This window comes from Microbacterium sp. NPDC087592 (genome assembly GCF_044743585.1).
In the GTDB taxonomy this organism is placed as follows: Bacteria; Actinomycetota; Actinomycetes; order Actinomycetales; family Microbacteriaceae; genus Microbacterium.
Genome location: NZ_JBIUWT010000001.1, coordinates 67,593 through 88,636, shown reverse-complemented (window position 1 = coordinate 88,636; position 21,044 = coordinate 67,593). Strand labels below are relative to the sequence as shown.

21 protein-coding genes are annotated in these 21,044 nt (G+C 68.1%); 16 read left to right on the top strand and 5 right to left on the bottom strand.

Annotation, left to right across the window (positions count from 1 at the left end; genetic code table 11):
* The 5 genes from ACIOTO_RS00380 (at position 1) to ACIOTO_RS00360 (ending at position 5,871) form a co-directional block, all read left to right on the top strand.
* Positions 1 to 1,626 (top strand): ABC transporter substrate-binding protein, encoded by a 1,626-nt coding sequence (locus ACIOTO_RS00380; protein WP_029262913.1) that lies wholly within the window; start codon positions 1 to 3, stop codon positions 1,624 to 1,626.
* Positions 1,627 to 1,705: 79 nt separating this feature from the next.
* Positions 1,706 to 2,635: an ABC transporter permease gene (locus ACIOTO_RS00375; RefSeq protein ID WP_029262912.1), complete on the top strand. Its 930-nt coding sequence runs from the start codon at positions 1,706 to 1,708 to the stop codon at positions 2,633 to 2,635.
* Positions 2,625 to 3,578, top strand: a complete 954-nt coding sequence (locus ACIOTO_RS00370; protein ID WP_029262911.1) for an ABC transporter permease — start codon at positions 2,625 to 2,627, stop codon at positions 3,576 to 3,578. Before ACIOTO_RS00375 ends, ACIOTO_RS00370 begins: the two co-directional genes overlap by 11 nt.
* Positions 3,575 to 5,299 (top strand): ABC transporter ATP-binding protein, encoded by a 1,725-nt coding sequence (locus tag ACIOTO_RS00365; protein WP_400855828.1) that lies wholly within the window; start codon positions 3,575 to 3,577, stop codon positions 5,297 to 5,299. The genes ACIOTO_RS00370 and ACIOTO_RS00365 overlap by 4 nt, the downstream gene beginning before the upstream one ends.
* A gap of 2 nt (positions 5,300 to 5,301) precedes the next feature.
* Entirely contained in the window at positions 5,302 to 5,871 is a 570-nt protein-coding gene (locus tag ACIOTO_RS00360) for a PH domain-containing protein (RefSeq protein ID WP_029262909.1), read from the top strand.
* A gap of 15 nt (positions 5,872 to 5,886) precedes the next feature.
* Here the strand turns inward: ACIOTO_RS00360 and ACIOTO_RS00355 are convergent, their stop codons facing one another.
* Positions 5,887 to 6,693 carry a CPBP family intramembrane glutamic endopeptidase gene (locus tag ACIOTO_RS00355; RefSeq protein ID WP_400855826.1) on the bottom strand — a complete coding sequence of 269 codons (807 nt, stop codon included), beginning with the start codon at positions 6,691 to 6,693 and terminating at the stop codon, positions 5,887 to 5,889.
* A gap of 101 nt (positions 6,694 to 6,794) precedes the next feature.
* Here ACIOTO_RS00355 and typA point away from each other — a divergent pair, with 101 nt between their 5' ends.
* The gene (gene typA / locus ACIOTO_RS00350) at positions 6,795 to 8,708 is read left to right on the top strand and encodes a translational GTPase TypA (protein ID WP_029262907.1); all 1,914 of its coding nucleotides are present in this window, start codon (positions 6,795 to 6,797) and stop codon (positions 8,706 to 8,708) included.
* Positions 8,709 to 8,891: 183 nt separating this feature from the next.
* Complete coding sequence (locus ACIOTO_RS00345; protein WP_262000643.1) at positions 8,892 to 9,797, top strand: phospholipase; 906 nt, start codon at positions 8,892 to 8,894, stop codon at positions 9,795 to 9,797.
* 47 nt (positions 9,798 to 9,844) lie between these two features.
* Here the strand turns inward: ACIOTO_RS00345 and ACIOTO_RS00340 are convergent, their stop codons facing one another.
* On the bottom strand, positions 9,845 to 10,393 hold the full coding sequence (locus ACIOTO_RS00340) for a helix-turn-helix domain-containing protein (protein WP_105709591.1): 549 nt from the start codon (positions 10,391 to 10,393) through the stop codon (positions 9,845 to 9,847).
* A gap of 104 nt (positions 10,394 to 10,497) precedes the next feature.
* Here ACIOTO_RS00340 and ACIOTO_RS00335 point away from each other — a divergent pair, with 104 nt between their 5' ends.
* The 6 genes from ACIOTO_RS00335 (at position 10,498) to ACIOTO_RS00310 (ending at position 14,914) form a co-directional block, all read left to right on the top strand.
* Positions 10,498 to 11,220: an AzlC family ABC transporter permease gene (locus tag ACIOTO_RS00335; protein ID WP_372467259.1), complete on the top strand. Its 723-nt coding sequence runs from the start codon at positions 10,498 to 10,500 to the stop codon at positions 11,218 to 11,220.
* The gene (locus tag ACIOTO_RS00330) at positions 11,217 to 11,531 is read left to right on the top strand and encodes an AzlD domain-containing protein (protein WP_029262903.1); all 315 of its coding nucleotides are present in this window, start codon (positions 11,217 to 11,219) and stop codon (positions 11,529 to 11,531) included. The genes ACIOTO_RS00335 and ACIOTO_RS00330 overlap by 4 nt, the downstream gene beginning before the upstream one ends.
* Positions 11,532 to 11,571: 40 nt before the next feature.
* Positions 11,572 to 11,982, top strand: a complete 411-nt coding sequence (locus ACIOTO_RS00325; protein WP_400855823.1) for a histidinol dehydrogenase — start codon at positions 11,572 to 11,574, stop codon at positions 11,980 to 11,982.
* Positions 11,983 to 11,991: 9 nt separating this feature from the next.
* Entirely contained in the window at positions 11,992 to 12,312 is a 321-nt protein-coding gene (gene fdxA, locus ACIOTO_RS00320; RefSeq protein WP_046013877.1) for a ferredoxin, read from the top strand.
* A gap of 9 nt (positions 12,313 to 12,321) precedes the next feature.
* A complete protein-coding gene (gene dapC, locus ACIOTO_RS00315; RefSeq protein ID WP_400855822.1) occupies positions 12,322 to 13,434 on the top strand; it encodes a succinyldiaminopimelate transaminase in 1,113 nt (370 codons plus the stop codon).
* Positions 13,435 to 13,624: 190 nt separating this feature from the next.
* Positions 13,625 to 14,914 carry a citrate synthase gene (locus ACIOTO_RS00310; RefSeq protein WP_081859847.1) on the top strand — a complete coding sequence of 430 codons (1,290 nt, stop codon included), beginning with the start codon at positions 13,625 to 13,627 and terminating at the stop codon, positions 14,912 to 14,914.
* A gap of 70 nt (positions 14,915 to 14,984) precedes the next feature.
* Here the strand turns inward: ACIOTO_RS00310 and ACIOTO_RS00305 are convergent, their stop codons facing one another.
* Together ACIOTO_RS00305 and dapD are read right to left on the bottom strand one after the other, a co-directional pair.
* The gene (locus ACIOTO_RS00305; RefSeq protein WP_105709594.1) at positions 14,985 to 16,385 is read right to left on the bottom strand and encodes a DEAD/DEAH box helicase; all 1,401 of its coding nucleotides are present in this window, start codon (positions 16,383 to 16,385) and stop codon (positions 14,985 to 14,987) included.
* A gap of 281 nt (positions 16,386 to 16,666) precedes the next feature.
* On the bottom strand, positions 16,667 to 17,614 hold the full coding sequence (gene dapD, locus ACIOTO_RS00300) for a 2,3,4,5-tetrahydropyridine-2,6-dicarboxylate N-succinyltransferase (protein WP_105709595.1): 948 nt from the start codon (positions 17,612 to 17,614) through the stop codon (positions 16,667 to 16,669).
* A gap of 65 nt (positions 17,615 to 17,679) precedes the next feature.
* Between dapD and dapE the strand changes: the two genes are divergently transcribed.
* The 3 genes from dapE (at position 17,680) to ACIOTO_RS00285 (ending at position 20,220) form a co-directional block, all read left to right on the top strand.
* Positions 17,680 to 18,753, top strand: coding sequence for a succinyl-diaminopimelate desuccinylase (gene dapE, locus ACIOTO_RS00295; protein WP_105709596.1), 1,074 nt, complete (start codon positions 17,680 to 17,682; stop codon positions 18,751 to 18,753).
* The gene (locus tag ACIOTO_RS00290) at positions 18,735 to 19,952 is read left to right on the top strand and encodes a hypothetical protein (protein ID WP_400855820.1); all 1,218 of its coding nucleotides are present in this window, start codon (positions 18,735 to 18,737) and stop codon (positions 19,950 to 19,952) included. The genes dapE and ACIOTO_RS00290 overlap by 19 nt, the downstream gene beginning before the upstream one ends.
* Before the next feature lie 94 nt (positions 19,953 to 20,046).
* Positions 20,047 to 20,220 (top strand): DUF3117 domain-containing protein, encoded by a 174-nt coding sequence (locus ACIOTO_RS00285; RefSeq protein WP_017203323.1) that lies wholly within the window; start codon positions 20,047 to 20,049, stop codon positions 20,218 to 20,220.
* Between the two features lie 96 nt (positions 20,221 to 20,316).
* On the opposite strand, the gene ACIOTO_RS00280 is transcribed toward ACIOTO_RS00285, so the two are convergent.
* Positions 20,317 to 20,955: an O-methyltransferase gene (locus tag ACIOTO_RS00280; RefSeq protein WP_262000648.1), complete on the bottom strand. Its 639-nt coding sequence runs from the start codon at positions 20,953 to 20,955 to the stop codon at positions 20,317 to 20,319.
* Between the last annotated feature and the right edge of the window lie 89 nt (positions 20,956 to 21,044).

The following is a 21,044-nucleotide window of genomic DNA, read 5'->3' as shown; positions in this document are numbered from 1 at the left end:
GTGAAAAGAAACAGGACTGCCCTCGCGGGCACCGCTCTGCTGGCCGTCGGCGCGATCGCGCTCGCAGGCTGCGCATCCGGCGGCGACAACGGCAGTGGCGAAGAAGGCGGCGAAGCGTCGACCGGAATCGTCACGGTTCAGAGCAACGAGCCTCAGAACCCGCTCCTCCCCGCCGTGACCAACGAGGTCGGCGGCGGACTCGTTCTGCAGAACATCTTCGCCGGTCTCGTCTACTACGAAGCCGACGGTGCCCTCGCCAACGACCTCGCCGAGTCGATCGAGTCGGAAGACAACCAGACCTGGACCATCAAGATCAAGGAGGGTGAGAAGTTCAGCGACGACACCCCCGTGACCGCGGAGTCCTTCGTCGAGGCATGGCAGTATGCCGCCTCCGACCCCGCCTTCGAGAACCAGTGGTGGTTCGCCAACTTCTCCGGCTACAGCGCCGACGCCGTGAAGGAAGACTCCCTCGCTCTCGAGGTCGTCGACGACACGACGTTCACGGTCGAGCTCGCCGCTCCGCAGTCGGACTTCCCGACCACTCTGGGTTACCAGGTGTTCGCGCCGCTCCCCGAGTCGTTCTTCGATGACCCCGAGGCGTTCGGCCAGGCTCCCGTCGGCAACGGCCCGTACGTGCTCGACAAGTGGGAGCACGACTCCGTGATCTCGCTGCTCCCGAACGAGAGCTACGACGGTCCCCGCAAGCCGCAGAACGGCGGAGTCGACTTCGTCAGCTACGCGACCGCCGAGGCTGCGTACACCGACCTGCTCTCGGACAACCTCGACGTGATCAACCCCGGCGTGCCGCCGACGGCTCTGGCCACCTACAAGGACGACCTGGGCGACCGCGCCGTCGACCAGCCGGCCGCGATCTGGGAAGGCCTGACCATCCCGGCACGCCTCGCCCACTTCGGCAACGACGAAGAGGGCAACCTGCGTCGTCAGGCCATCTCCTACGCGATCGACCGCGAACAGGTCACCGACGTGATCTTCGAGGGCACCCGCACGCCGGCCGTCGACTTCACCTCCCCGGTGATCGCGGGCTGGAACGACGAGATCGCCGGTTCCGAGGTCACGCACGCCGACGCCGACAAGGCGAAGGACCTGTGGGCTCAGGCCGACGCCATCGCCCCGTGGAGCGGCACGTTCACCATCGCGTACAACGCCGACGGTGGACACCAGCCCTGGGTCGACGCGGTCACCAACCAGCTCAAGAACACGCTGGGCATCGACGCCGCCGGTCAGTCCTTCCCCGACCTGGCGACGCTCCGCGAGGAGATCAAGAACCGTTCGCTGAACGCGGCGACGCGTTCGGGATGGCAGTTCGACTACCCGGGTGCGTACAACATCCTGGGCGCGCTGTTCATCACCGGTGCCGGTTCCAACGACGGCGACTACTCGAACCCCGAGTACGACGAGCTCGTGCAGAAGGGCTCCACGGCGCCGTCGGTCGAAGAGGGCAACAAGCTCTTCGAGCAGGCGCAGGAGGTCCTGTTCACGGACCTTCCCGTCCTGCCGCTCTGGTACCGCTCGACCAACGCCGGTTTCTCCACGCTCGTCGACAACGTCGAGTACGGCTGGGACAGCTGGCCGATCGTGTACGAGATCACCAAGGCCGGCGAGTAACACTCCCGCTCTGATCTGAACCCGCCGTGCGGGGCGATGCGCAAGCGTCGCCCCGCACGGCGCGGTTGAGTTCACGCCTATGACTGCCTACATCATTCGTCGCCTTCTTCAGGCGATACCCGTCTTCCTCGGGGCGACCTTCCTGATCTTCTCGATGGTCTTCCTGCTACCGGGTGACCCGATTCTCGCTCTGTTCGGTGACAAGACACCGACCGATGCGCAGTACGCCGCCTTGCAGGCGCAGTACCACCTGGACCAGCCGTTCTTCACGCGCTACCTGATCTACCTCGGCGACCTGTTCCAGGGCGACCTGGGAACGACTTTCCGCGGCCAGAGCGTCAATGAGATCCTCGCCGCGAAGTTCCCGGTGACGCTGCGCCTCGCGCTGCTGGCGATCGTCATCCAGCTGCTCTTCGGCGTCGTCGTCGGTCTCATCTCCGGCCTGCGCAAGAACAGCCTTTTCGACCACGCCTCGATGCTGGTGAGCCTTCTGCTCATCTCTATCCCGGTGTTCGTGCTGGCCTTCATCGCGCAGTACTTCCTCGCCATCGAGTTGCATCTGTTCCGACCGACGGTCGGACGAGGTGCGCCCTGGTCGGACCTGATACTCCCGGCGATCGTGCTCGCCGCACTGAACTTCGCCTACGTGGTGCGGCTCACGCGCAACTCGGTCATCGAGACGCGTCAGCAGGACTTCGTGCGGATGGCGTTCGGCAAGGGCCTCCCCACGCGGCGCGTCATCCCGGTGCACGTGCTGCGCAACTCGCTCATTCCCGTGACGACGAACCTCGCTGCCGACTTCGGCATCCTGATCGTCGGCGCCACCGTCACCGAGGGCGTGTTCAACGTGCCCGGTATCGGAAACGAGCTCTTCAAGGCCATCAACCAGCACGATGGGCCGGAGATCGTCTCGATCGTGACCGTGCTCGTCGTGATCTACGTCCTGGTCAACCTGTTCATCGATCTGCTCTACGGTGTGCTCGACCCGAGGATCCGCTATGTCCGATAACACTCCCACCCGCCGCATGGCGCACTATGTGGCCGAGGCAGACGAGGGCGGCCTCGGGGCCGTCGATGCCGTCCGTGTCAGCGAGCGCAAGAGCAACCTGTGGCTCGATGCGTGGCGCGACCTCCGTGGTCGCTGGATGTTCTGGACCGCCGGCGTCTTCGTCGTGCTGCTGGTCATCATCGCGTCGTTCCCCGACCTGTTCGCTCCGGTCGACCCCTTCCAGTGCGACCTGAAGTTCTCGAACGACGGCCCTTCCGCAGGGCACCCGCTCGGGTACACCTTCCAGGGCTGTGACGTGTACTCCCGTGTCGTGCACGGCGCAGGGACCTCGCTGTCGGTCGGCATCCTGGTGACGATCATCATCGCTGCCATGGGCATCGTGATCGGTGCGTTCGCCGGTTTCTTCGGCGGCTGGATCGATTCGCTCCTCATGCGCATCGGCGACATGTTCTTCGCGATCCCCTACGTGCTGGCCGCCGTGGTCATCATGTCGATGTTTCTCGACAACCGGAACATCCTCGTGGTCTCCCTCGCGATCGGCTTCTTCGGATGGCCCTCGGTGGCGCGCATCCTGCGCGCCGAGATCCTGCGCGTGCGTTCGGCTGACTTCGTGATGGCGTCCGAAGCGCTCGGGGTATCCCGGGTGCGGACGATGTTCTCGCACGTCATGCCGAACTCGATCGCCCCGGTGATCGTGCTCAGCACGGTCGGTCTGGCCGCGGCCATCACGGCCGAGGCCACGCTGTCCTTCCTGGGCGTCGGTCTGCCGCCGGAGTTCATCTCCTGGGGTAACGACATCGCGGCCGCGCAGACGCGTCTGCGCACCGACCCCATGCCGCTGATCTATCCGTCGATCGCTCTCTCCCTCACCGTGCTGTCGTTCATCATGCTCGGCGAGACGGTGCGAGACGCGCTCGACCCGAAGGCGAGGGCACTGCGATGACCGCCGAATACAACCCCGATGTCCCGCTCCTGTCGATCGAGAACCTGGAGGTCGCGTTCAAGACGCAGGACGGTTTCGTCCCAGCGGTGCGTGGCGTCAGCTTCGACATCTACCCGGGCGAGACCATGGCGATCGTCGGTGAGTCCGGCTCGGGCAAGTCGACGACCGCGCACGCGATCATCAACCTGCTGCCCGGCAGCGGGAAGGTCACCGGTGGCGCCGTCAAATTCGAGGGTCGCGACCTGACGAAGCTCGGGCGCTCCGAGATCGAGCATGTGCGCGGCAACCTCATCGGCCTGGTTCCCCAGGACCCGATGAACAGCCTCAACCCGGTGCACCGCATCGGTTTCCAGGTGGAGGAGACCATCCTCGCCAACGGGCAGGCCGACGGCCGCAAGGCTGCACGCAAGCAGGCGATCCAGGTGCTGAAGGAGGCGGGACTGGCGGATGCCGATCGGCGTCTGCGGCAGTTCCCGCACGAGTTCTCCGGCGGCATGCGCCAGCGGGTGCTCATCGGCATCGGGCTGTCGTCCGATCCGAAACTGCTCATCGCCGACGAGCCCACCAGCGCGCTCGACGTCACGGTGCAGAAGCGGATCCTTGATCACCTCGACACCCTCACGAAGGAGCGCAACACCGCGGTCCTGTTCATCACCCACGACCTCGGCCTCGCCGCGGAGCGGGCGGAGAACCTCGTCGTGATGCATCGCGGTCGCATCGTGGAATCGGGTCCCGCGCTCGAGATCCTGCAGAACCCGCAGCATCCGTACACCCAGCGGCTGGTCGCCGCGGCGCCGAGCCTGGCGTCGAAGCGCATCCAGACGGCGGTCACGGGTCACGTCGACCCCCTCGCCGAGGTGCTCACGGAGGCCACGGGCACGGTCGATCTCGCATCGATCGCGCACACCGAGGCGGTTCCTGCCGAGCCGGTGATCGAGTTCCGAGATGTGACGAAGGTCTACAAGATTCGGGGGAGCGGCTTCCGTTCCACCGATTTCACGGCCGTCGACAAGATGTCCTTCCAGGTGCCCAAGGGCTCCACGATGGCCATCGTCGGCGAGTCCGGTTCCGGCAAGTCGACCGCCGCCAAGATGCTGCTGCGTCTGGAGACGAAGACGTCGGGCTCGATCCTCGTGAACGGTCGGGACACCGACACGCTCTCGCGGCCCGAGCTGCAGGCACTGCGTCGCGAGATGCAGCCGGTCTTCCAGGACCCGTACGGTTCGCTGGATCCGCTGCACAACATCGGCAACACGGTGGCGGAGCCGCTGCGCGTGCACGGGGTCGGCGACTCCGCCTCCCGCCGCAAGCGCGTTCTCGAGGTGCTGGACCAGGTCGCGCTCCCATCGAGTGTGGCCGACCGGTATCCGAACGAGCTCTCGGGCGGTCAGCGTCAGCGCGTCGCCATCGCCAGGGCCCTCGCGCTCAAGCCGGAGATCGTCGTCCTCGACGAGGCCGTGTCGGCGCTGGACGTGCTGGTGCAGGCGCAGGTGCTGAACCTGCTCGCCGAACTCCAGTCCGAGCTCGACCTGACGTATCTGTTCATCACCCACGACCTCGCGGTCGTCCGGGTGATCGCGGATCGCGTCTGTGTGATGGAGCAAGGGCGCGTCGTCGAACACGGCACGGTCGACGACATCTTCGCGAACCCGCAGCAGGAGTACACGGAGCGTCTGCTCCAGGCGATTCCCGGCGCGTCGATCACCCTCGGGAGCCACTGACGGTGACGACGGACGACAGGTCGGAGGGCGTACGGACATTCCGTGCGCCCTCCGGTCCCGCCGCGCTCGTGATCGGCTCGCTTCTGGCCCTGTTCCTGTTGGGCGATGCCGTCCTGCGGGCCGGGTGGGGGCCGATGCTGCTGCTCGCCCCGTGGGTGCTGCTGGTGCTCTGGCTCGTGTATGTGAGCTCCTTCGCCTCGGCCGTGCGCATCGACGACGACGGTGTGGTGGTGCAGAACCTGCTCCGCCGCATCACATTCGGCTGGCAGCGCGTGCGCGCCGTCGACCTGCGGTGGCAGCTGATCTTCTCGCTCGACGACGGGAAGGATCTCGCCTGCTACGGGGGACCGGCCAAGGCCGGCCCGATCCGCATGCCCGCTCGCGGGGGCGACGGCGAGGAGAAGATGCCCGCAGGCATCCGCGCGCTCACCGAGATCGAGGAGCGCTGGGAAGCCGCCCCCGCCACCGCGGACGCCCCGATCCGACGCAGCTGGGATCGTCCGGCCACGATCGCGCTGGTCGTGATCGTCGTCTGGGCCGTGCTGGCCGTCCTCGTGGCGAACGCGGGTTGACCGCGACTCTTCGGCTCAGCCGGGGAGTCCGAACAGGTCGGGCCACAGCGCTGCCGCCCACGGGTACCCGACGAACGCGGCCGCATCGATAAGGAAGTGCGCGACCAGGAACGGCATCAGGCGCCCTGAGCGCTGATACAGCCAGCCGAACAGCAGACCCATCGCGAGGTTCCCGAAGAACGCGGGATAGCCCTGATACAGGTGGTAGCTGGCCCGCAGCACCGATGTGCCGATGATGATCGACCACGGCCCCCAGCCGAGCTGCTTCAGCCGCGTGAAGAGATATCCGAGCAGAACGAACTCCTCCTGCAGCGAGGCCCGTGCGGCAGCGAGCAGAAGGACGGGCACCGTCCACCAGTAGGCGTCGATGCCGGCGGGGTCGATCGCCACGGTCATCCCGAGCGCGCGACCGGCGAGGTAGAGGCCGATGCCGGGCACGCCGATGGCCAGGACCAGCAGGACGCCGCGACCGATGTCGCGCCCCGCCCTGGTGCCGTCCAGCCCCAGCTGCCCCAGGTGCGGTCGGCGCGACTGCCAGAGCAGGAAGCACACCAGCAGCACGGGGACGAGCGAGAAACCGATCGCGAGCACCTGGTAGATGAGGTCGAAGATCTCCCGGTCGCTGCGTGAGGGGTTCAGCTTCGCGACCTGATCGGCGATCGGGATCTCATCGGTGAGGCGGTAGGCGAGCTGCACGATCGCGTACACGGCGGATTGCCCGAGCCCGAGCGCCAGGACGATCGCGATCTCCCACCACAGCCGTGCGCGAGAGGGGGTGGGGGAGAGCTCGGGAAGGTCTCCGGAGGCCTGCGGTCGGGTCACGATCTCGATGCTACGACCTGTTTTCAGGAACACGCCCTGAGCTTGCGTTATCCTGGAACGTCGGCTTCCCGGCAAAATCCCACACTCTTTAGGACACCTGCATGGCGCACGCCCTCCGCTCTGACCTCCGCAACGTCGCAATCGTCGCCCACGTCGACCACGGCAAGACGACTCTCGTCGACGCCATGCTGCGTCAGACGGGCTCCTTCGGCGAACACGCCCACGTCGATGAGCGCGCCATGGACTCCAACGACCTGGAGCGTGAGAAGGGCATCACGATCCTCGCCAAGAACACGGCGATCACGTACAAGGGCAAGCACGCCGGCGGCAAGGAGATCACGATCAACGTGATCGACACCCCCGGTCACGCCGACTTCGGTGGCGAGGTCGAGCGCGGCCTGTCCATGGTCGACGGTGTCGTGCTGCTGGTCGACGCCAGTGAGGGTCCGCTGCCCCAGACCCGCTTCGTGCTGCGCAAGGCGCTCGAGTCGAAGCTGCCGGTCATCCTGCTCGTCAACAAGACCGACCGTCCCGACGCGCGCATCGCCGAGGTCGAGGAAGAGGCGCACGACCTGCTGCTGGGCCTCGCTTCCGACCTGGTCGACGACGTGCCCGACCTCGACGTCGACGCGCTGCTCGACGTGCCGGTCGTCTACGCCTCCGGTCGTGCCGGCGCCGCGTCGCAGAACCGTCCCGCCGACGGCTCGCTGCCCGACAACGACGACCTCGAGCCGCTGTTCGAGGCGATCCTCGAGCACGTGCCCGCGCCGTCCTACGACGACGAGCACCCGCTGCAGGCCTGGGTCACGAACCTCGACTCCAGCCCGTTCCTCGGTCGTCTCGCGCTGCTGCGCGTCTTCAACGGCACGCTCAAGAAGGGCCAGACCGTGGCCTGGGTCCGTGCCGACGGCACGCACCAGAACGCGCGCATCACCGAGCTCCTGAAGACACGCGCACTCGAGCGCTATCCGGCCGATTCCGCAGGCCCCGGCGACATCGTCGCCATCGCCGGTTTCGAGAACATCACCATCGGCGAGACCATCGCCGACCCCGAGGACGTGCGTCCGCTGCCGGCCATCACGGTCGACGACCCCGCCATCTCGATGACGATCGGCACCAACACCTCCCCGCTCATGGGCAAGGTCAAGGGCCACAAGCTCACCGCTCGCATGGTCAAGGACCGTCTCGACAAGGAGCTCATCGGCAACGTCTCGCTCAAGGTCGTCGACATCGGACGTCCGGATGCGTGGGAGGTGCAGGGCCGCGGAGAGCTCGCCCTCGCCATCCTCGTCGAGAACATGCGCCGCGAGGGCTTCGAGCTCACCGTCGGCAAGCCGCAGGTGGTCACGAAGAAGATCGACGGCAAGACCTACGAGCCGTTCGAGCACCTCACGATCGACACGCCGGAGGAGCACCTCGGCGCGATCACCCAGCTGCTGGCGGGCCGCAAGGGTCGCATGGAGAACATGACGAACCACGGCACCGGCTGGGTGCGCATGGAGTTCGTCGTCCCGTCGCGCGGCCTGATCGGCTTCCGCAGCGAGTTCCTCACCACCACGCGCGGCACCGGCATCGCGAACGCGATCTCGCACGGCTACGAGCCGTGGGCCGGCTCCATCACGACGCGTCAGAACGGCTCGATCGTCGCCGACCGCCAGGGTGTCGTCACCCCGTTCGCGATGATCGCCCTGCAGGAGCGCATGTCGTTCTTCGTGCAGCCCACGCAGGAGGTCTACGAGGGAATGGTCATCGGCGAGAACTCCCGCGCCGACGACATGGACGTGAACATCACGAAGGAGAAGAAGCTCACCAACATGCGTGCGGCGAGCTCCGACACCTTCGAGTCGATGACGCCTCCGCGCCAGCTGACGCTCGAGGAGAGCCTCGAGTTCGCACGTGACGACGAATGCGTCGAGGTCACGCCCGAGGTCGTCCGCATCCGCAAGGTGAACCTCGATGCGAACACCCGTGCTCGCGAGACCGCGCGTCTGAAGCGCCAGGACGCCAGCGCCTGAGTCTGCTCCGAGAAGAGGGCCTCGTGCCGCCGAAAGGCGTGCGCGAGGCCCTCTTCTCATGTAAATCCCAGGTCAGGGATGGTTTTCACTCAGGTTGATGGTGCAGACTCGTTGGCTTGCGCCCGGGACGAGCTCCCGATGAGTCTCCTGCGAGGGCGTACGACAACCCGAAAGTCGAACCCGATGCTTCAGAAAACCCGTGCGCTTCGGCGCGCCTCTGACGCGGCGTCCGCCCGCGCCGCCGTCACCGCCCGCCGCCCGATGGCCATCCTCGGAGTGACCGCCGCCACCCTGGTCGGAATCACGCTCAGCGTGGGCCTGGCCTCCACCTCTGCCGCGGCCGCCATGAGCCCGGCCATCGCCGTCGCCGCGCCCGCGCTGTCCGGTGCCGAGCCGCTGGCGCAGATCACCGCAGACGCTTCGTCCACGCGCGTGGAGGCCCGGAGTGCTGTCGCGGCCGCCGAGGCGGTGAGCGCCGACGTCGCCGCATCCGGCCTCGATGTGGGTGTCTCGACATCGGTCGACACGACCGAGCTCGAGAGCGGCATCGACAAGCTCTCCGACAGTGAGGTGACCCCGTTGCTCCTCGTGGGCATCGTCACCGACGACGTGGAGTCGGAGCTCGCGAAGGTCGTCTCGGACACGGAGGATCTGCGTGCCGCGCTCACCGCGGCACAGGAGAAGCGGGCTGCGGAGGAAGCCGCTGCAGCCGCGGCCAAGGCGGCGGCAGAGCATGCAGCTGCCGAGCGGGCGGCCGCCGCGGCGCTCGCGTCCGCCAACACCGTCGAGGGTGCGAAGGCCTCCGCGCAGCAGCAGATGTCGAGCCGGTACGGCTGGGGTGGGGATCAGTTCTCGTGCCTGGACTCCCTGTGGACCAAGGAGTCGGGCTGGAACTACCAGGCATACAACGCCGACGGCGGGGCTACCGGCATTCCGCAGGCGCTGCCCGGCAGCAAGATGGCATCGGCGGGAGCCGACTGGCAGACCAGCGCCGCTACGCAGATCGCCTGGGGCCTCGAGTACATCTCGGCGGCCTACGGAACCCCGTGCAGCGCCTGGTCACACTCGCAGGCGATGAACTGGTACTGAGGCCGTGACGCCCCGACCCGTCGCCTGTCGCCAGCGGTGGGTGAGCCTCAGCGGAGCTCGGAGATGAGCGCCGCGCTCGTACCGACGGCTGTCGCTTCGAAGATGTGCGGGGCGTCGCCGGCATATGTCAGGTAGTCGCCGGGGTTGAGGAGCACCGGCTCGTCGACCGGTCCGATCAGTGCTTGGCCGGAGACCAGGATGACGTGCTCGATGGTGCCCGGGTGGTGCGGGTCGGAGCGTCGGGCATCGCCCGGTTCGGCCTGGATCAGGTAGATGTCACGGCGCGCGCCGGGAGGGCTGGCCGACAGCAGCGTCGCGCTGTAGGCGGCCGCGGAGGAGGGGACGCCGGCGAGGTCGTCGGCGCGGATCAGGGTGGGCGCGTTGCTGTGCTGGTCGACGAGGACGGCGAACGGCACTCCGAGGGCCACTCCGAGGGCCCACAGTGTTTCGACGCTGGGATTGCCCGCTCCGCTCTCGAGCTGCGACACGGTCGCTTTGGACACACCCGCGCGGCGCGCGAGTTCCGAGACCGACAGGCCGACGGCCTCTCGTTCTCGGCGCAGAGTGCGGGCGATGCGCGTGCGAAGGTCTTCCATGCGTTCATCATGTCAAACGTTCGTTCGCTTGACTATCCGTTCGCGACTGTTCAGAATTATGGTCATGTGTTCAGCAAAGCGAACAAGGATCCGCAGGGCGTGCGATGACCGCCGAGCGTGAGGTCTGGCGCGAGGCGCTCGGCGTCGTGCTCGCGACCAGCGCCTACGGCGTCTCCTTCGGCGCGTTGGCTGTCGCGTCCGGACTCGACGTCTGGCAGACGTGCGTCCTCAGCCTGCTGATGTTCACCGGAGGATCGCAGTTCGCGTTCATCGGCGTCTTCACCGCCGGAGGCCTCGCTGCTCTGCCCTCCGCGGTCGCGTCCGCCGCCCTCCTCGGCGTGCGCAACGTGGCCTACGGAATGCGCATGTCGCCGATCGTCGGCGGAGGGCCGGTGCGCAAGGCTGCCGCCGCGCACTTCACGATCGATGAGTCGACGGCCGTGGCGATCTCACAGGGCGACCCGCGGCTGCGTCAGGTGGGCTTCTGGGTGACCGGCATCGGCATCTTCGTGGGCTGGAACATCACGACTCTCGTCGGTGCGCTCGTCGGTGACGTGCTCGGCGACCCCCGGACCTGGGGTCTCGACGCTGCTGCTGCTGCCGCATTCCTCGCGCTGCTCTGGCCGCGGCTCCGGCAGCGGCAGGCCATCGTGGTGGGCGTGGCGGCTGCGGTGGTCGCTGCGGCGTTCACCCCCTTCCTCATGCCGGGTCTCCCGGTGCTCGTCGCGGCGGTCGTCGCGATCGCCGTCGGCTGGTTCAACTGGCTGGGCCGCCGCGAGACGCCGCCGGAGGATCACGCCCGCGTCGGAACGGAGGGGGCGCCATGAGCCTGTGGAGTGCGATCCTCCTCGCCGCGCTCATCTGTGTCGCGCTCAAAGCCGCCGGATACCTGGTGCCGCCCAAGGTCCTCGAAGCGCCTCGCACCGCTCGCATCTCCGACCTGCTGACCGTGGCGCTCCTGGCCGCACTCGTCGCGGTGCAGACCCTCGGCGACGGCCAGGCCATCACGGTGGACGCGCGCGTGCCCGCCCTGCTGGTCGCGGGAGGGCTCCTGTGGCTTCGGCAGTCGTTCCTCGTCGTCGTGGCGGCGGCCGCGCTCGTCGCGGCGCTCCTGCGGCTCTTCGGTCTCGCCTCCTGAGCGACTGCTCGGCCACAGGCGGCGCCGGTAAGATCGACGGGTGCGCGTGAGCTGGGTGTCGAGAGTGTTGTCGTGGGTCGCTGCGGCCCTGGTGGGCGGCGTCTACGGCATCGCCGGCACGATCGCGCACAGCGTGATGTGGGGGCCGATCCCGGTGGGGCTCATCGTGGCCGCCATCGCCTGCGCGGCGATCCTCGTCGCCGTACGAGCGCTCACGCACGACAGGGGAGCGGCGGTGGCAGCCGGACTCGGCATGATCGGCATGCTGGTGCTGATCTCCGGCGTGGGTCCCGGCGGATCCGTCGTCGTCCCGGACTCGCTCAGTGGGCAGATCTGGACCTACCTGGTCGCGGGAATCGTGCTGTTCGTGATCGCCTGGCCCTCTTTCTCACGGGTTCCCGTCCGCACGGTCGCACCTGCCGCGCAGGAACCCGAGCGCCACGAGTCGTAGACTGAAGGGGTGACGTATGTGATCGCCCTCCCGTGCGTCGATGTCAAGGATCGCGCCTGCATCGACGAGTGCCCCGTTGACTGCATCTACGAGGGGGAACGGTCGTTGTACATCCACCCCGACGAGTGCGTGGATTGCGGCGCCTGCGAACCGGTGTGCCCGGTCGAGGCCATCTACTACGAAGACGACCTGCCCGATGAGTGGCAGGACTACTACAAGGCCAACGTCGAGTTCTTCGACGAGATCGGCTCGCCCGGAGGTGCCGCCAAGGTCGGCGTCTACACGTTCGACCACCCGATCATCGCCGCGCTCCCGCCCCAGGGCGAGTAGGCGTCTTCTGTGAGCGTCCGCGACCTCGCCGACTACCCGTGGGATGCCGTCGTCCCGTTCCGTGAGCGTGCCGCGCAGCATCCGGAGGGTCTCGTGGATCTCTCCGTGGGCTCGCCGGTGGATCCGACGCCGGAGCTCATCCGCCGTGCGCTGGCCGAGGCGACCGACGCGCACGCCTATCCGCAGACGGTCGGCACGCCGACGCTGCGCGAAGCCATCGTCGAGTGGTACGCGCGGCGCCGGGGAGTATCCGACCTCCGCGTCGACAACGTGTTGCCGACGATCGGCTCCAAGGAGCTCGTCGCGCTGCTGCCCACGCTCCTCGGACTCGGTGCGGGCGACGTCGTCGTGCATCCGCGAGTGGCGTACCCGACATACGAGGTCGGCGCCCGGGTGGTCGGTGCGACGCCGCTCCCGGCCGACGATCCCGCCGAGTGGCCGGAGGGCACCAAGCTCATCTGGATCAACACTCCGGGCAACCCGGACGGCCGGACCTGGACGGTCGATGAGCTCGCCGCGGCCGTGCGCCGTGCGCGCGAGCTGGGTGCCGTCCTCGCGAGCGACGAGTGCTACGCCGAGCTGGGCTGGGACGGAAACTGGGCGACCGAGCCGATCCCCTCGATCCTCGACCCTCGGGTGACCGGCGGCAGTAGGGCGAACCTGCTCAGCGTGTACTCGCTGAGCAAGCAGTCGAACCTCGCCGGCTACCGCGCCGCGTTCGTCGCCGGCTGTGCGCGCGTGGTCGGAGAACTGCTCACCGCTCGCAAGCACCTCGGGCTCATGCCGCCCGCGCCCGTGCAACACGCCATGGCGGTCGCGCTCGGTGATGACGAGCACGTCGCGGCCCAGAAGAACCTGTACCGCACCAGGCGAGAAGCGCTGCGCCCCGCGCTGGAGGCCGCAGGCTTCCGCATCGACGGTTCGGAAGCAGGACTGTACCTCTGGGCGACGGAAGGGCGCGATGCCTGGGAGTCGATGGGTCGCCTCGCCGACCTCGGCATCCTCGCCGGTCCCGGTCCGTTCTACGGTGCGGACTCCTCGCAGCATGTGCGCCTCGCGCTGACCGCTCCCACCGAGCGGGTGCGAGAAGCCGCGCGCCGCCTCACCGCCTCCGCTCTGTAGGTTTTCTCCGTGAAGTTCGCATCTGTTTGGCGGATGTCACAGTAGGCCTGTGTGCCTACTAGGCTGTAATGGCGATTCGGTCGTGTCTCGACCTGGTGCCACAGCGCCGTGAGATCGCCAGTTCCGACTTGATCAAGATCTTGTCCGATATACCGCGACCAGCGGGGTCGGACGCCAGGAGGAGGACCGCGTGAGCGCAGCGGCAGAGCAGACGGCGAAGCTGACGATCGGCGATACGACCGCCGAATTCCCGGTACTGCGCGGCACGGCAGGCCACGACAGCATCGACTTCTCGACGCTGACCCGGCAGACCGGCTACACGGGCCTCGATTACGGCTTCGTCAACACGGCGTCCACGAAGTCCGACATCACCTTCATCGACGGAGACAAGGGCATCCTGCGCTACCGCGGGTACCCGATCGAGCAGCTGGCAGGGTCCACGAGCTACCTCGAGGTCGCCTGGCTCCTGATCTACGGCGAACTGCCCTCGGCTTCGGAGCTCGCAGAGTTCGACGAGAAGATCCGCCGTCACACGCTGCTGCACGAAGACCTCAAGCGCTTCTTCTCGGCGCTGCCGCACACGGCGCACCCCATGTCGGTGCTCTCGTCGGCGGTCGCCGCCCTCTCGACGTACTACGAGGGGCAGACCGACCCGCACAACCCCGAGCACGTCGAGCTCAACATGGTGCGCATGCTCGCCAAGCTGCCCGTGATCGCGGCGTACGCGCACAAGAAGAGCGTCGGCCAGGCGTTCCTCTACCCCGACAACTCGCTGAGTTTCGTGGACAACTTCCTCAAGCTCAACTTCGGCGTGCACAGCGAGGAGTACGAGGTCAACCCGGTCATGTCGAAGGCTCTCGAGCTGCTCCTGATCCTCCACGAGGACCACGAGCAGAACGCCTCCACCTCGACGGTCCGCCTCGTGGGCTCCACCGGTGCGAACCAGTTCGCCTCGGTCTCCGCCGGCATCCAGGCGCTCTCCGGTCCGCTGCACGGCGGTGCCAATGAGGCCGTCCTGACCATGCTGGGTCAGATCCGCGACTCCGGCCAGAGCGTCTCGCGCTTCGTGGAGCGGGTGAAGAACAAGGAAGAGGGCGTGAAGCTGATGGGCTTCGGGCACCGCGTTTACAAGAACTACGACCCGCGGGCCAAGCTGGTTAAGGACGCCGCCGACGAGGTGCTCTCGTCGCTGGGCGTCACCGACCCGCTGCTCGACCTCGCGAAGGAGCTCGAGGAACTCGCCCTCGCCGACGACTACTTCCGTGAGCGTCGACTGTACCCGAACGTCGACTTCTACACGGGCGTCATCTACAAGGCGATGGGCTTCCCGACCCGGATGTTCACGGTGCTGTTCGCCATCGGTCGTCTGCCCGGCTGGCTGGCCCAGTGGCGCGAGCTGCAGCTCGACCCGCAGACCAAGATCGGCCGTCCGCAGCAGCTGTACACGGGGTCTCCCGAGCGGTCGTTCCCGACTCGCTGAGCGCACAACGAGAAAGCGCCCCTTCCGCCGAAGCGGAAGGGGCGCTTTTCAGTCGAGCTGCGTCCGCGGGTCAGCGACCCTGCGAGCTGCGGCCACCGCCCTGACGGGACTGGCCACTCTGCGTGGAGTAGCCACCGCCCTGGTAGCCGCTGCCCTGGCCGCCGGCGCCACCGGCGCGGGGGCGGCGACGACGACGCGCGGGCGGGTTCGCCGCGCCGCTCTTCTCGCCGCCGGCCGGACGCTGCTTGGAGGACTGACGCTGCTGCTGCTGCGGAGCCTGCACCGGGGCCGGACGCACGTGCGGGGCGCGCTCGGGGACCAGGGCGGTGACGGCAGCGGTCGTGACATCTTCCAGCGGAGCCGAGATGGCCGCCTTGCGCAGCAGGTCCTTCACATCGCGGCGCTGCTCGGGAAGCACGACGGTCACGACGGTGCCGGCCGCGCCGGCACGAGCCGTACGTCCGGAACGGTGCAGGTACGCCTTGTGCTCGACGGGCGGGTCGACGTGGACGACGAGGTCGACGTTGTCGACGTGCACACCACGGGCGGCGACATCGGTCGCGACGAGGACGCGCACTCCGCCGTCTTCCGGTGCTGCGGAGAACGCACCGAGGTTGCGCTCGCGAGCGTTCTGCGACAGGTTGCCGTGCAGGTCGACGGCCGGGATCCCGGCAGCCGTGAGCTGCTTCGCGAGCTTCTTCGCCTGGTGCTTGGTGCGGGTGAAGAGGATGCGGCGTCCGGTGCCGGAGGCGAGCTCCTTCACGAGAGCGGTCTTGTTATCGGTGGAGTCGACGACCAGCACGCGGTGGGTCATCTCGCCCACGGGCACGCTCTCTTCATCGACCTCGTGGCTGACCGCGTTCGAGAGGAAACGGCGGGCGAGGGTGTCGATGCCGCGGTCCAGCGTGGCGCTGAACAGGAGACGCTGGCCACCGGCCGGCGTTGCGGTGAGGATGCGGGTGACGCCGGGGAGGAAGCCGAGGTCGGCCATGTGGTCGGCCTCGTCGAGCACGGTGACCTCGATCGCGCTGAGGCGCACGACCTGCTGCTTCATGAGGTCTTCGAGTCGACCGGGGCAGGCAACGACGATGTCGACGCCGCCGCGCAGCGCCTGCTCCTGCGGACGCTGGCTGACACCGCCGAAGACGGTCGTGACGCGCAGACCGGCAGCCTCGGCGAGCGGGGCGATGGTCGCGGCGATCTGCGTCGCGAGCTCGCGGGTCGGAGCGAGGACGAGTCCGCGCGGGAGACCTGCGCGGCGCTGACCGCCGGATGCGGCGAGGCGCGCCACGAGCGGCAGGGCGAAGGCGATGGTCTTGCCGCTGCCCGTGCGTCCGCGGCCCAGGAGGTCGCGTCCCGCGAGGGAGTCGGGAAGGGTGTCGCGCTGGATCGCGAAGGCCTCCGTCTTGCCCGAATCGGCGAGAACGGCGGCGAGCTCGGCGGGAACGCCGAGTTCAAGGAAAGTAGACATGCAGAAACTCCGTCAGCGCACGAGTGATCGGCGCGAGATAAGGGGTGAGGTGGGCGACGGCGCAGGAATTGCGCATCGGTTCGCCGTTCGAAATGCCAGCTCATGCTGGTGGTGGGAGCAGTTCTGCTCGCTTCGGTCCTCGGAGACCCCATGACGACGACGATGTTGCAGCACCGGCGGTGCGGACAACGGTGTCAGTCTACCAGTGCGTGCATGCCGTCGGCTGCATGCCGCCTCCACGCGCGGGTCGCGGGCTGACGATGAAGGCGCGCGGGCGGCTCTCAGGCGTGGAGGGCCTCGTTGAGCGTCACGCCCACTCCGGCGCGGCGCACGGCCTCGACGGCGCCGCTGAGGGAGTTCCGTCGGAAGAGCAGTCCGTCCTGGCCGGAGAGCTCTCCGCCCTTCACGGTCTTCCGTCCGCCGTCCGGCGTCACCGGGCCGTCGACCAGCACGATCTTCGTCCCGGCGGTCACGTACAGGCCCGCCTCGACGACGCAGTCGTCGCCGAGGGAGATGCCGATGCCGGCGTTCGCTCCGAGCAGGGTGCGTGCACCGATCGACACCCGGTGAGTGCCACCGCCCGAGAGCGTGCCCATGATCGAGGAACCGCCGCCGATGTCGCTGCCGTCGCCCACGACGACGCCCTGCGAGATGCGTCCCTCGACCATGGAGGAGCCGAGCGTCCCGGCGTTGAAGTTGACGAAGCCCTCATGCATGACGGTGGTGCCGGGGGAGAGATGTGCGCCGAGCCGCACGCGCGAGGCGTCGGCGATCCGGACGCCCGCAGGCTGCACGTAGTCGGTCAGGCGGGGGAATTTGTCCAGGCCCTGCACTTGGATGCCGGCGCGCTGGAGGTGCGGCCGCAGACGCGCGGCATCGGCGGGGAGCACCGGCCCGGCGTTCGTCCAGGCGACGTTCGGCAGATGGCCGAAGATGCCGTCCAGGTTCAGCTCGTTGGGGCGCACGACGAGGTGCGAGAGGGCATGCAGCCGCAGGTACGCGTCCGCCGTGGAACCGGGAGCCTCGTCGAGGTCGATCTGGAGCCGGATGATCTCGACGGTCACGTTCCGTCGCTCATCGGCGCCGACCAGGGGCTCGAGCGCGGCGACGGCGGCATCGTCTGCAGCGGCAGATCCCGTGCGCACGTCCGGGTACCACGCATCGAGGACCGTGCCGTCGCCGGCGATCGTGGTCAGGCCGATACCCCATACAGTGCGTGCGTCGCTCATCCCTCCACGCTATCGCGCCGGGAGGCGAGGGACTTCACGCATGACGGGGTAAGTAGGCTTGACCCATGGTGCTCGATCTGACCGCGTCCTCCGTCGACCTCACTCGTGCGATCTGTGACATCCCGAGCGTGTCCGGCGACGAGAAGACCCTCGCCGATGCGATCGAGGCGGCCATCACCCCGCTGTCCCACCTCGAGGTCTTCCGCCACGGCAACACGATCGTCGCCCGCACCGAACTCGGGCGCGCTCAGCGCGTCGCGATCGCCGGACACATCGACACCGTGCCGATCAACGCGAACCTCCCGACCAGGGACATCGAGATCGACGGTGTGCCCTACCTCTGGGGGCGGGGAACCGTCGACATGAAGGCGGGCACGGCCGTGCAGCTCAAGCTCGCCGCAGAGCTCACCGATCCCGCGATCGACATCACCTGGATGTGGTACGACAACGAGGAGATCGAGGCGTCCAAGAACGGCCTCGGCCTGCTCGCCGCCGTGCGACCCGACCTGTTCCGGGCGGACTTCGCCATCCTCGGCGAACCGTCCAACGGCGAGGTCGAGGGCGGATGCAACGGCACGCTGCGCGCGATCGTGCGCACGACCGGCGTTCGCGCGCACAGTGCACGAGCGTGGATCGGCGAGAACGCGATCCACCGTGCTGCTCCGATCCTGACGCGGCTCGCGGAGTACCGCGCCAGGGAGGTGCCGGTCGAGGGCCTTCTGTATCGGGAGAGCCTGAGCGCCGTGCGCATCGCCGGCGGCGTCGCGGGCAACGTCATCCCCGACGCGTGCGAGGTCGAGGTCAACTATCGCTTCGCTCCCAGCAAGTCCGCGGCGGACGCCGAAGCGCACTTGCGCGGGGTTCTCGCCGGCTTCGAGATCGAGATCACCGATGCAGCCGAGGGTGCGCGCCCCGGACTCGACGCCGAGATCGCGCAGCAGTTCGTTGCGGCTGTGGGCGCCGAGCCTCGCCCGAAGTACGGCTGGACCGACGTCGCCCGCTTCTCGGCGCTCGGCATTCCGGCGGTGAACTACGGTCCCGGCGACCCGCACCTCGCGCACCACGACGAGGAGCGCGTGCCGCTCGCGCAGATCGACGCCGTGGAGCGGGGCCTGCGCGCATGGCTCACCTCGCGCTGAGCACGGTTCGCCGGTGGGCGCAGACGCCGATCGCGCTGCGGATCGCGGTCGTCTACCTCGCTGCCCGGGCCGTGACGACGATCTTCCTGCTCATCGCCGCCTCGCTGTCGACGTCGTTCTCGCGCTTCGGGGCCGATGCCGGACTCGAAGACTTCATCCTCGGGTGGGACGCCCAGTGGTACTGGCTGGTCGCGGAGTCCGGCTATCCGACCGAGCTTCCCCTGACGGAGTCGGGCGAAGTCGCCGAGAACGCCTGGGCATTCATGCCCGTGTTCGCATATGCGGCGAAGGCGGTGGGCTTCGTCTTCGGGTCCTGGGGAGTCGGCGCTCTCCTGATCTCGCTGGCCGCGGGGTATCTCGCGTGCCTCGCGCTCCATCGTCTGCTCCGTGACCGCATCGGCGCTTCTGCGGCGCTCTGGGCAGTCGTGTTCTTCGCTGCCGGGCCGATCGCCGCGATGTTCCAGGTCGGCTACGCGGAGACCCTGTTCCTGCTGCTGCTGTTCCTCGCGCTCGATGCGACGATCAGACACGAGTACGGCCGGCTCTACCTCCTGATCCCGGTGATGGCCTTCACGCGCCCCGGGATCCTCGCCTTCGCCCTGTACCTCGGGTTGCACGGTGTCGTGCGCTGGTTCCGCCGGAAGAAGGAACCGCTCACCGGGCGCGAGATCACGCACATCGTCGCGCTCGGGGCGCTCGCGACCGCGGCGGGCTTCGCCTGGCAACTGATCGCCGGTGTCGTCACGGGCGATCCCGGTGCCTATCTCGCGACCGAACTCGCGTGGCGCCGGCACTGGATCGTCGGCGGCGTCGACGGTTTCCTGCCGTTCGAAGGATGGGTTCAGGCCTCGCAGTTCTGGTTCGCGCTCTGGGGCATGCCGCAGTGGTGGGGGCCGGTGGCGCTCGTGCTGCTCGTCGCGGCGGCCGCCGTCGCCCTCCTGCGCTCGCCCCAGGTGCGCGCCCTCGGCGGTGACCTGCGTCTGTGGAGCGCCAGCTATCTCCTGTACCTCCTCGCGGTGTTCTTCCCGCAGTCCAGCACGTTCCGCCTGCTGCTGCCTCTCAGCCCGCTCTGGGGCGCCGTCGCGGTTCCTCGATCGCGGTGGTGGCGCGTCGGTGTGGTGGCTCTCTGCCTCCTGGGCCAATGGCTCTGGATCTACCACGTGTATGCGCTCGGGAGCACGTTCTGGCAGGTGCCCTGACGGTGTCGGGCGACCCAATTGTTGCTCGGTGACCTCCAGGTCCCGGTGACACCCGATAAACTCATTCCATACCACCGGAGGAAAGGGAGCCACGATGGCAGCGATGAAGCCGAGGACCGGAGACGGACCCATGGAGGCCGTGAAAGAAGGACGACTCATCATCGTGCGCGTTCCGCTCGAAGGCGGCGGCCGTCTGGTCGTCTCCGTGAACGACGCTGAGGCCAAGGAACTTCACGACGTGCTTGCCGCCGTCGTGGCACCGGCCTGAACGATCTGAGGTCCGCATCCGCGGACCGAAAGGGCGGTGGATCCTCGGATCCACCGCCCTTTGTCGATTCCGGGGCGTACCCGGGCGAGGAGACTCTCAGTCGCGGTCGGCGAGTCTGATCAGCTGGAGCAGTCCTTCACCTGCGGGCGACACGGTCGCCAACACGGCCGACGACTCCTGGGTCTCCTGCACCAGCGAGCGGTACGCCGACGTGACCTCATCACGCTGCACCGGGTCGGCCACGCGGCCGCCGCCGAGGATCCGCGGCACCAGCACCAGGCCGCCGGTGCGGGCGAGGCGGAGTCCGTGCTCGACGTACTCGATGATGTGGTCGGGGTCGGCGTCGACGAGCACGATGTCGTACGAGGACTCATTCATACGGGGGAGCACGTCGATGGCGCGACCGGTGATGAAGCGGACCTTCGTGGACGGTACCTTCGCGTCGGCGAATGCCTGTCGCGCTGCCGCGAGGTGTTCGGGCTCGTTGTCGATCGAGGTGAGCACGGTCTGCGGCGCTCCGTGCAGCAGCCAGAGCCCGGAGACGCCGGCACCGGTGCCGATCTCGACGATCGAGCGTGCGCCGGTCGCGGCGGCGAGCACGGCGATCTGGGAACCGACGACGGTGCTGATCGGCATCGCGCCGAGCTCGACCGCGTGTGCGCGTGCGCGTGCGATGGAGTCGGGTTCCACGATGGACTCGCGAAGGAATCGCGCGTTCGCGTCGTGCTCGCTCATGGCCTGTTTCTCCCTGCCTGCCCGGTGGTTCCCTCCAGAGTATTCGCTCGGTGTACCCGCGGACCGCAGGCGCGACGGTAGCCTGTAGA

What these genes read in the sequence shown, in the direction of transcription:
- ACIOTO_RS00370 (WP_029262911.1), top strand. Translation starts at nt 2,625, where the DNA reads ATGTCCGATAACACTCCCACCCGCCGCATGGCGCACTATGTGGCCGAG.
- ACIOTO_RS00330 (WP_029262903.1), top strand. Translation starts at nt 11,217, where the DNA reads ATGAGCCTGTGGAGTGCGATCCTCCTCGCCGCGCTCATCTGTGTCGCG.
- dapE (WP_105709596.1), top strand. Translation starts at nt 17,680, where the DNA reads ATGGTGCTCGATCTGACCGCGTCCTCCGTCGACCTCACTCGTGCGATC.
- dapD (WP_105709595.1), bottom strand. Translation starts at nt 17,614, where the DNA reads ATGAGCGACGCACGCACTGTATGGGGTATCGGCCTGACCACGATCGCC.
- ACIOTO_RS00345 (WP_262000643.1), top strand. Translation starts at nt 8,892, where the DNA reads ATGCTTCAGAAAACCCGTGCGCTTCGGCGCGCCTCTGACGCGGCGTCC.
- ACIOTO_RS00285 (WP_017203323.1), top strand. Translation starts at nt 20,047, where the DNA reads ATGGCAGCGATGAAGCCGAGGACCGGAGACGGACCCATGGAGGCCGTG.
- ACIOTO_RS00290 (WP_400855820.1), top strand. Translation starts at nt 18,735, where the DNA reads ATGGCTCACCTCGCGCTGAGCACGGTTCGCCGGTGGGCGCAGACGCCG.
- ACIOTO_RS00335 (WP_372467259.1), top strand. Translation starts at nt 10,498, where the DNA reads ATGACCGCCGAGCGTGAGGTCTGGCGCGAGGCGCTCGGCGTCGTGCTC.
- typA (WP_029262907.1), top strand. Translation starts at nt 6,795, where the DNA reads ATGGCGCACGCCCTCCGCTCTGACCTCCGCAACGTCGCAATCGTCGCC.
- ACIOTO_RS00340 (WP_105709591.1), bottom strand. Translation starts at nt 10,393, where the DNA reads ATGGAAGACCTTCGCACGCGCATCGCCCGCACTCTGCGCCGAGAACGA.
- ACIOTO_RS00305 (WP_105709594.1), bottom strand. Translation starts at nt 16,385, where the DNA reads ATGTCTACTTTCCTTGAACTCGGCGTTCCCGCCGAGCTCGCCGCCGTT.
- ACIOTO_RS00375 (WP_029262912.1), top strand. Translation starts at nt 1,706, where the DNA reads ATGACTGCCTACATCATTCGTCGCCTTCTTCAGGCGATACCCGTCTTC.
- ACIOTO_RS00365 (WP_400855828.1), top strand. Translation starts at nt 3,575, where the DNA reads ATGACCGCCGAATACAACCCCGATGTCCCGCTCCTGTCGATCGAGAAC.
- ACIOTO_RS00280 (WP_262000648.1), bottom strand. Translation starts at nt 20,955, where the DNA reads ATGAGCGAGCACGACGCGAACGCGCGATTCCTTCGCGAGTCCATCGTG.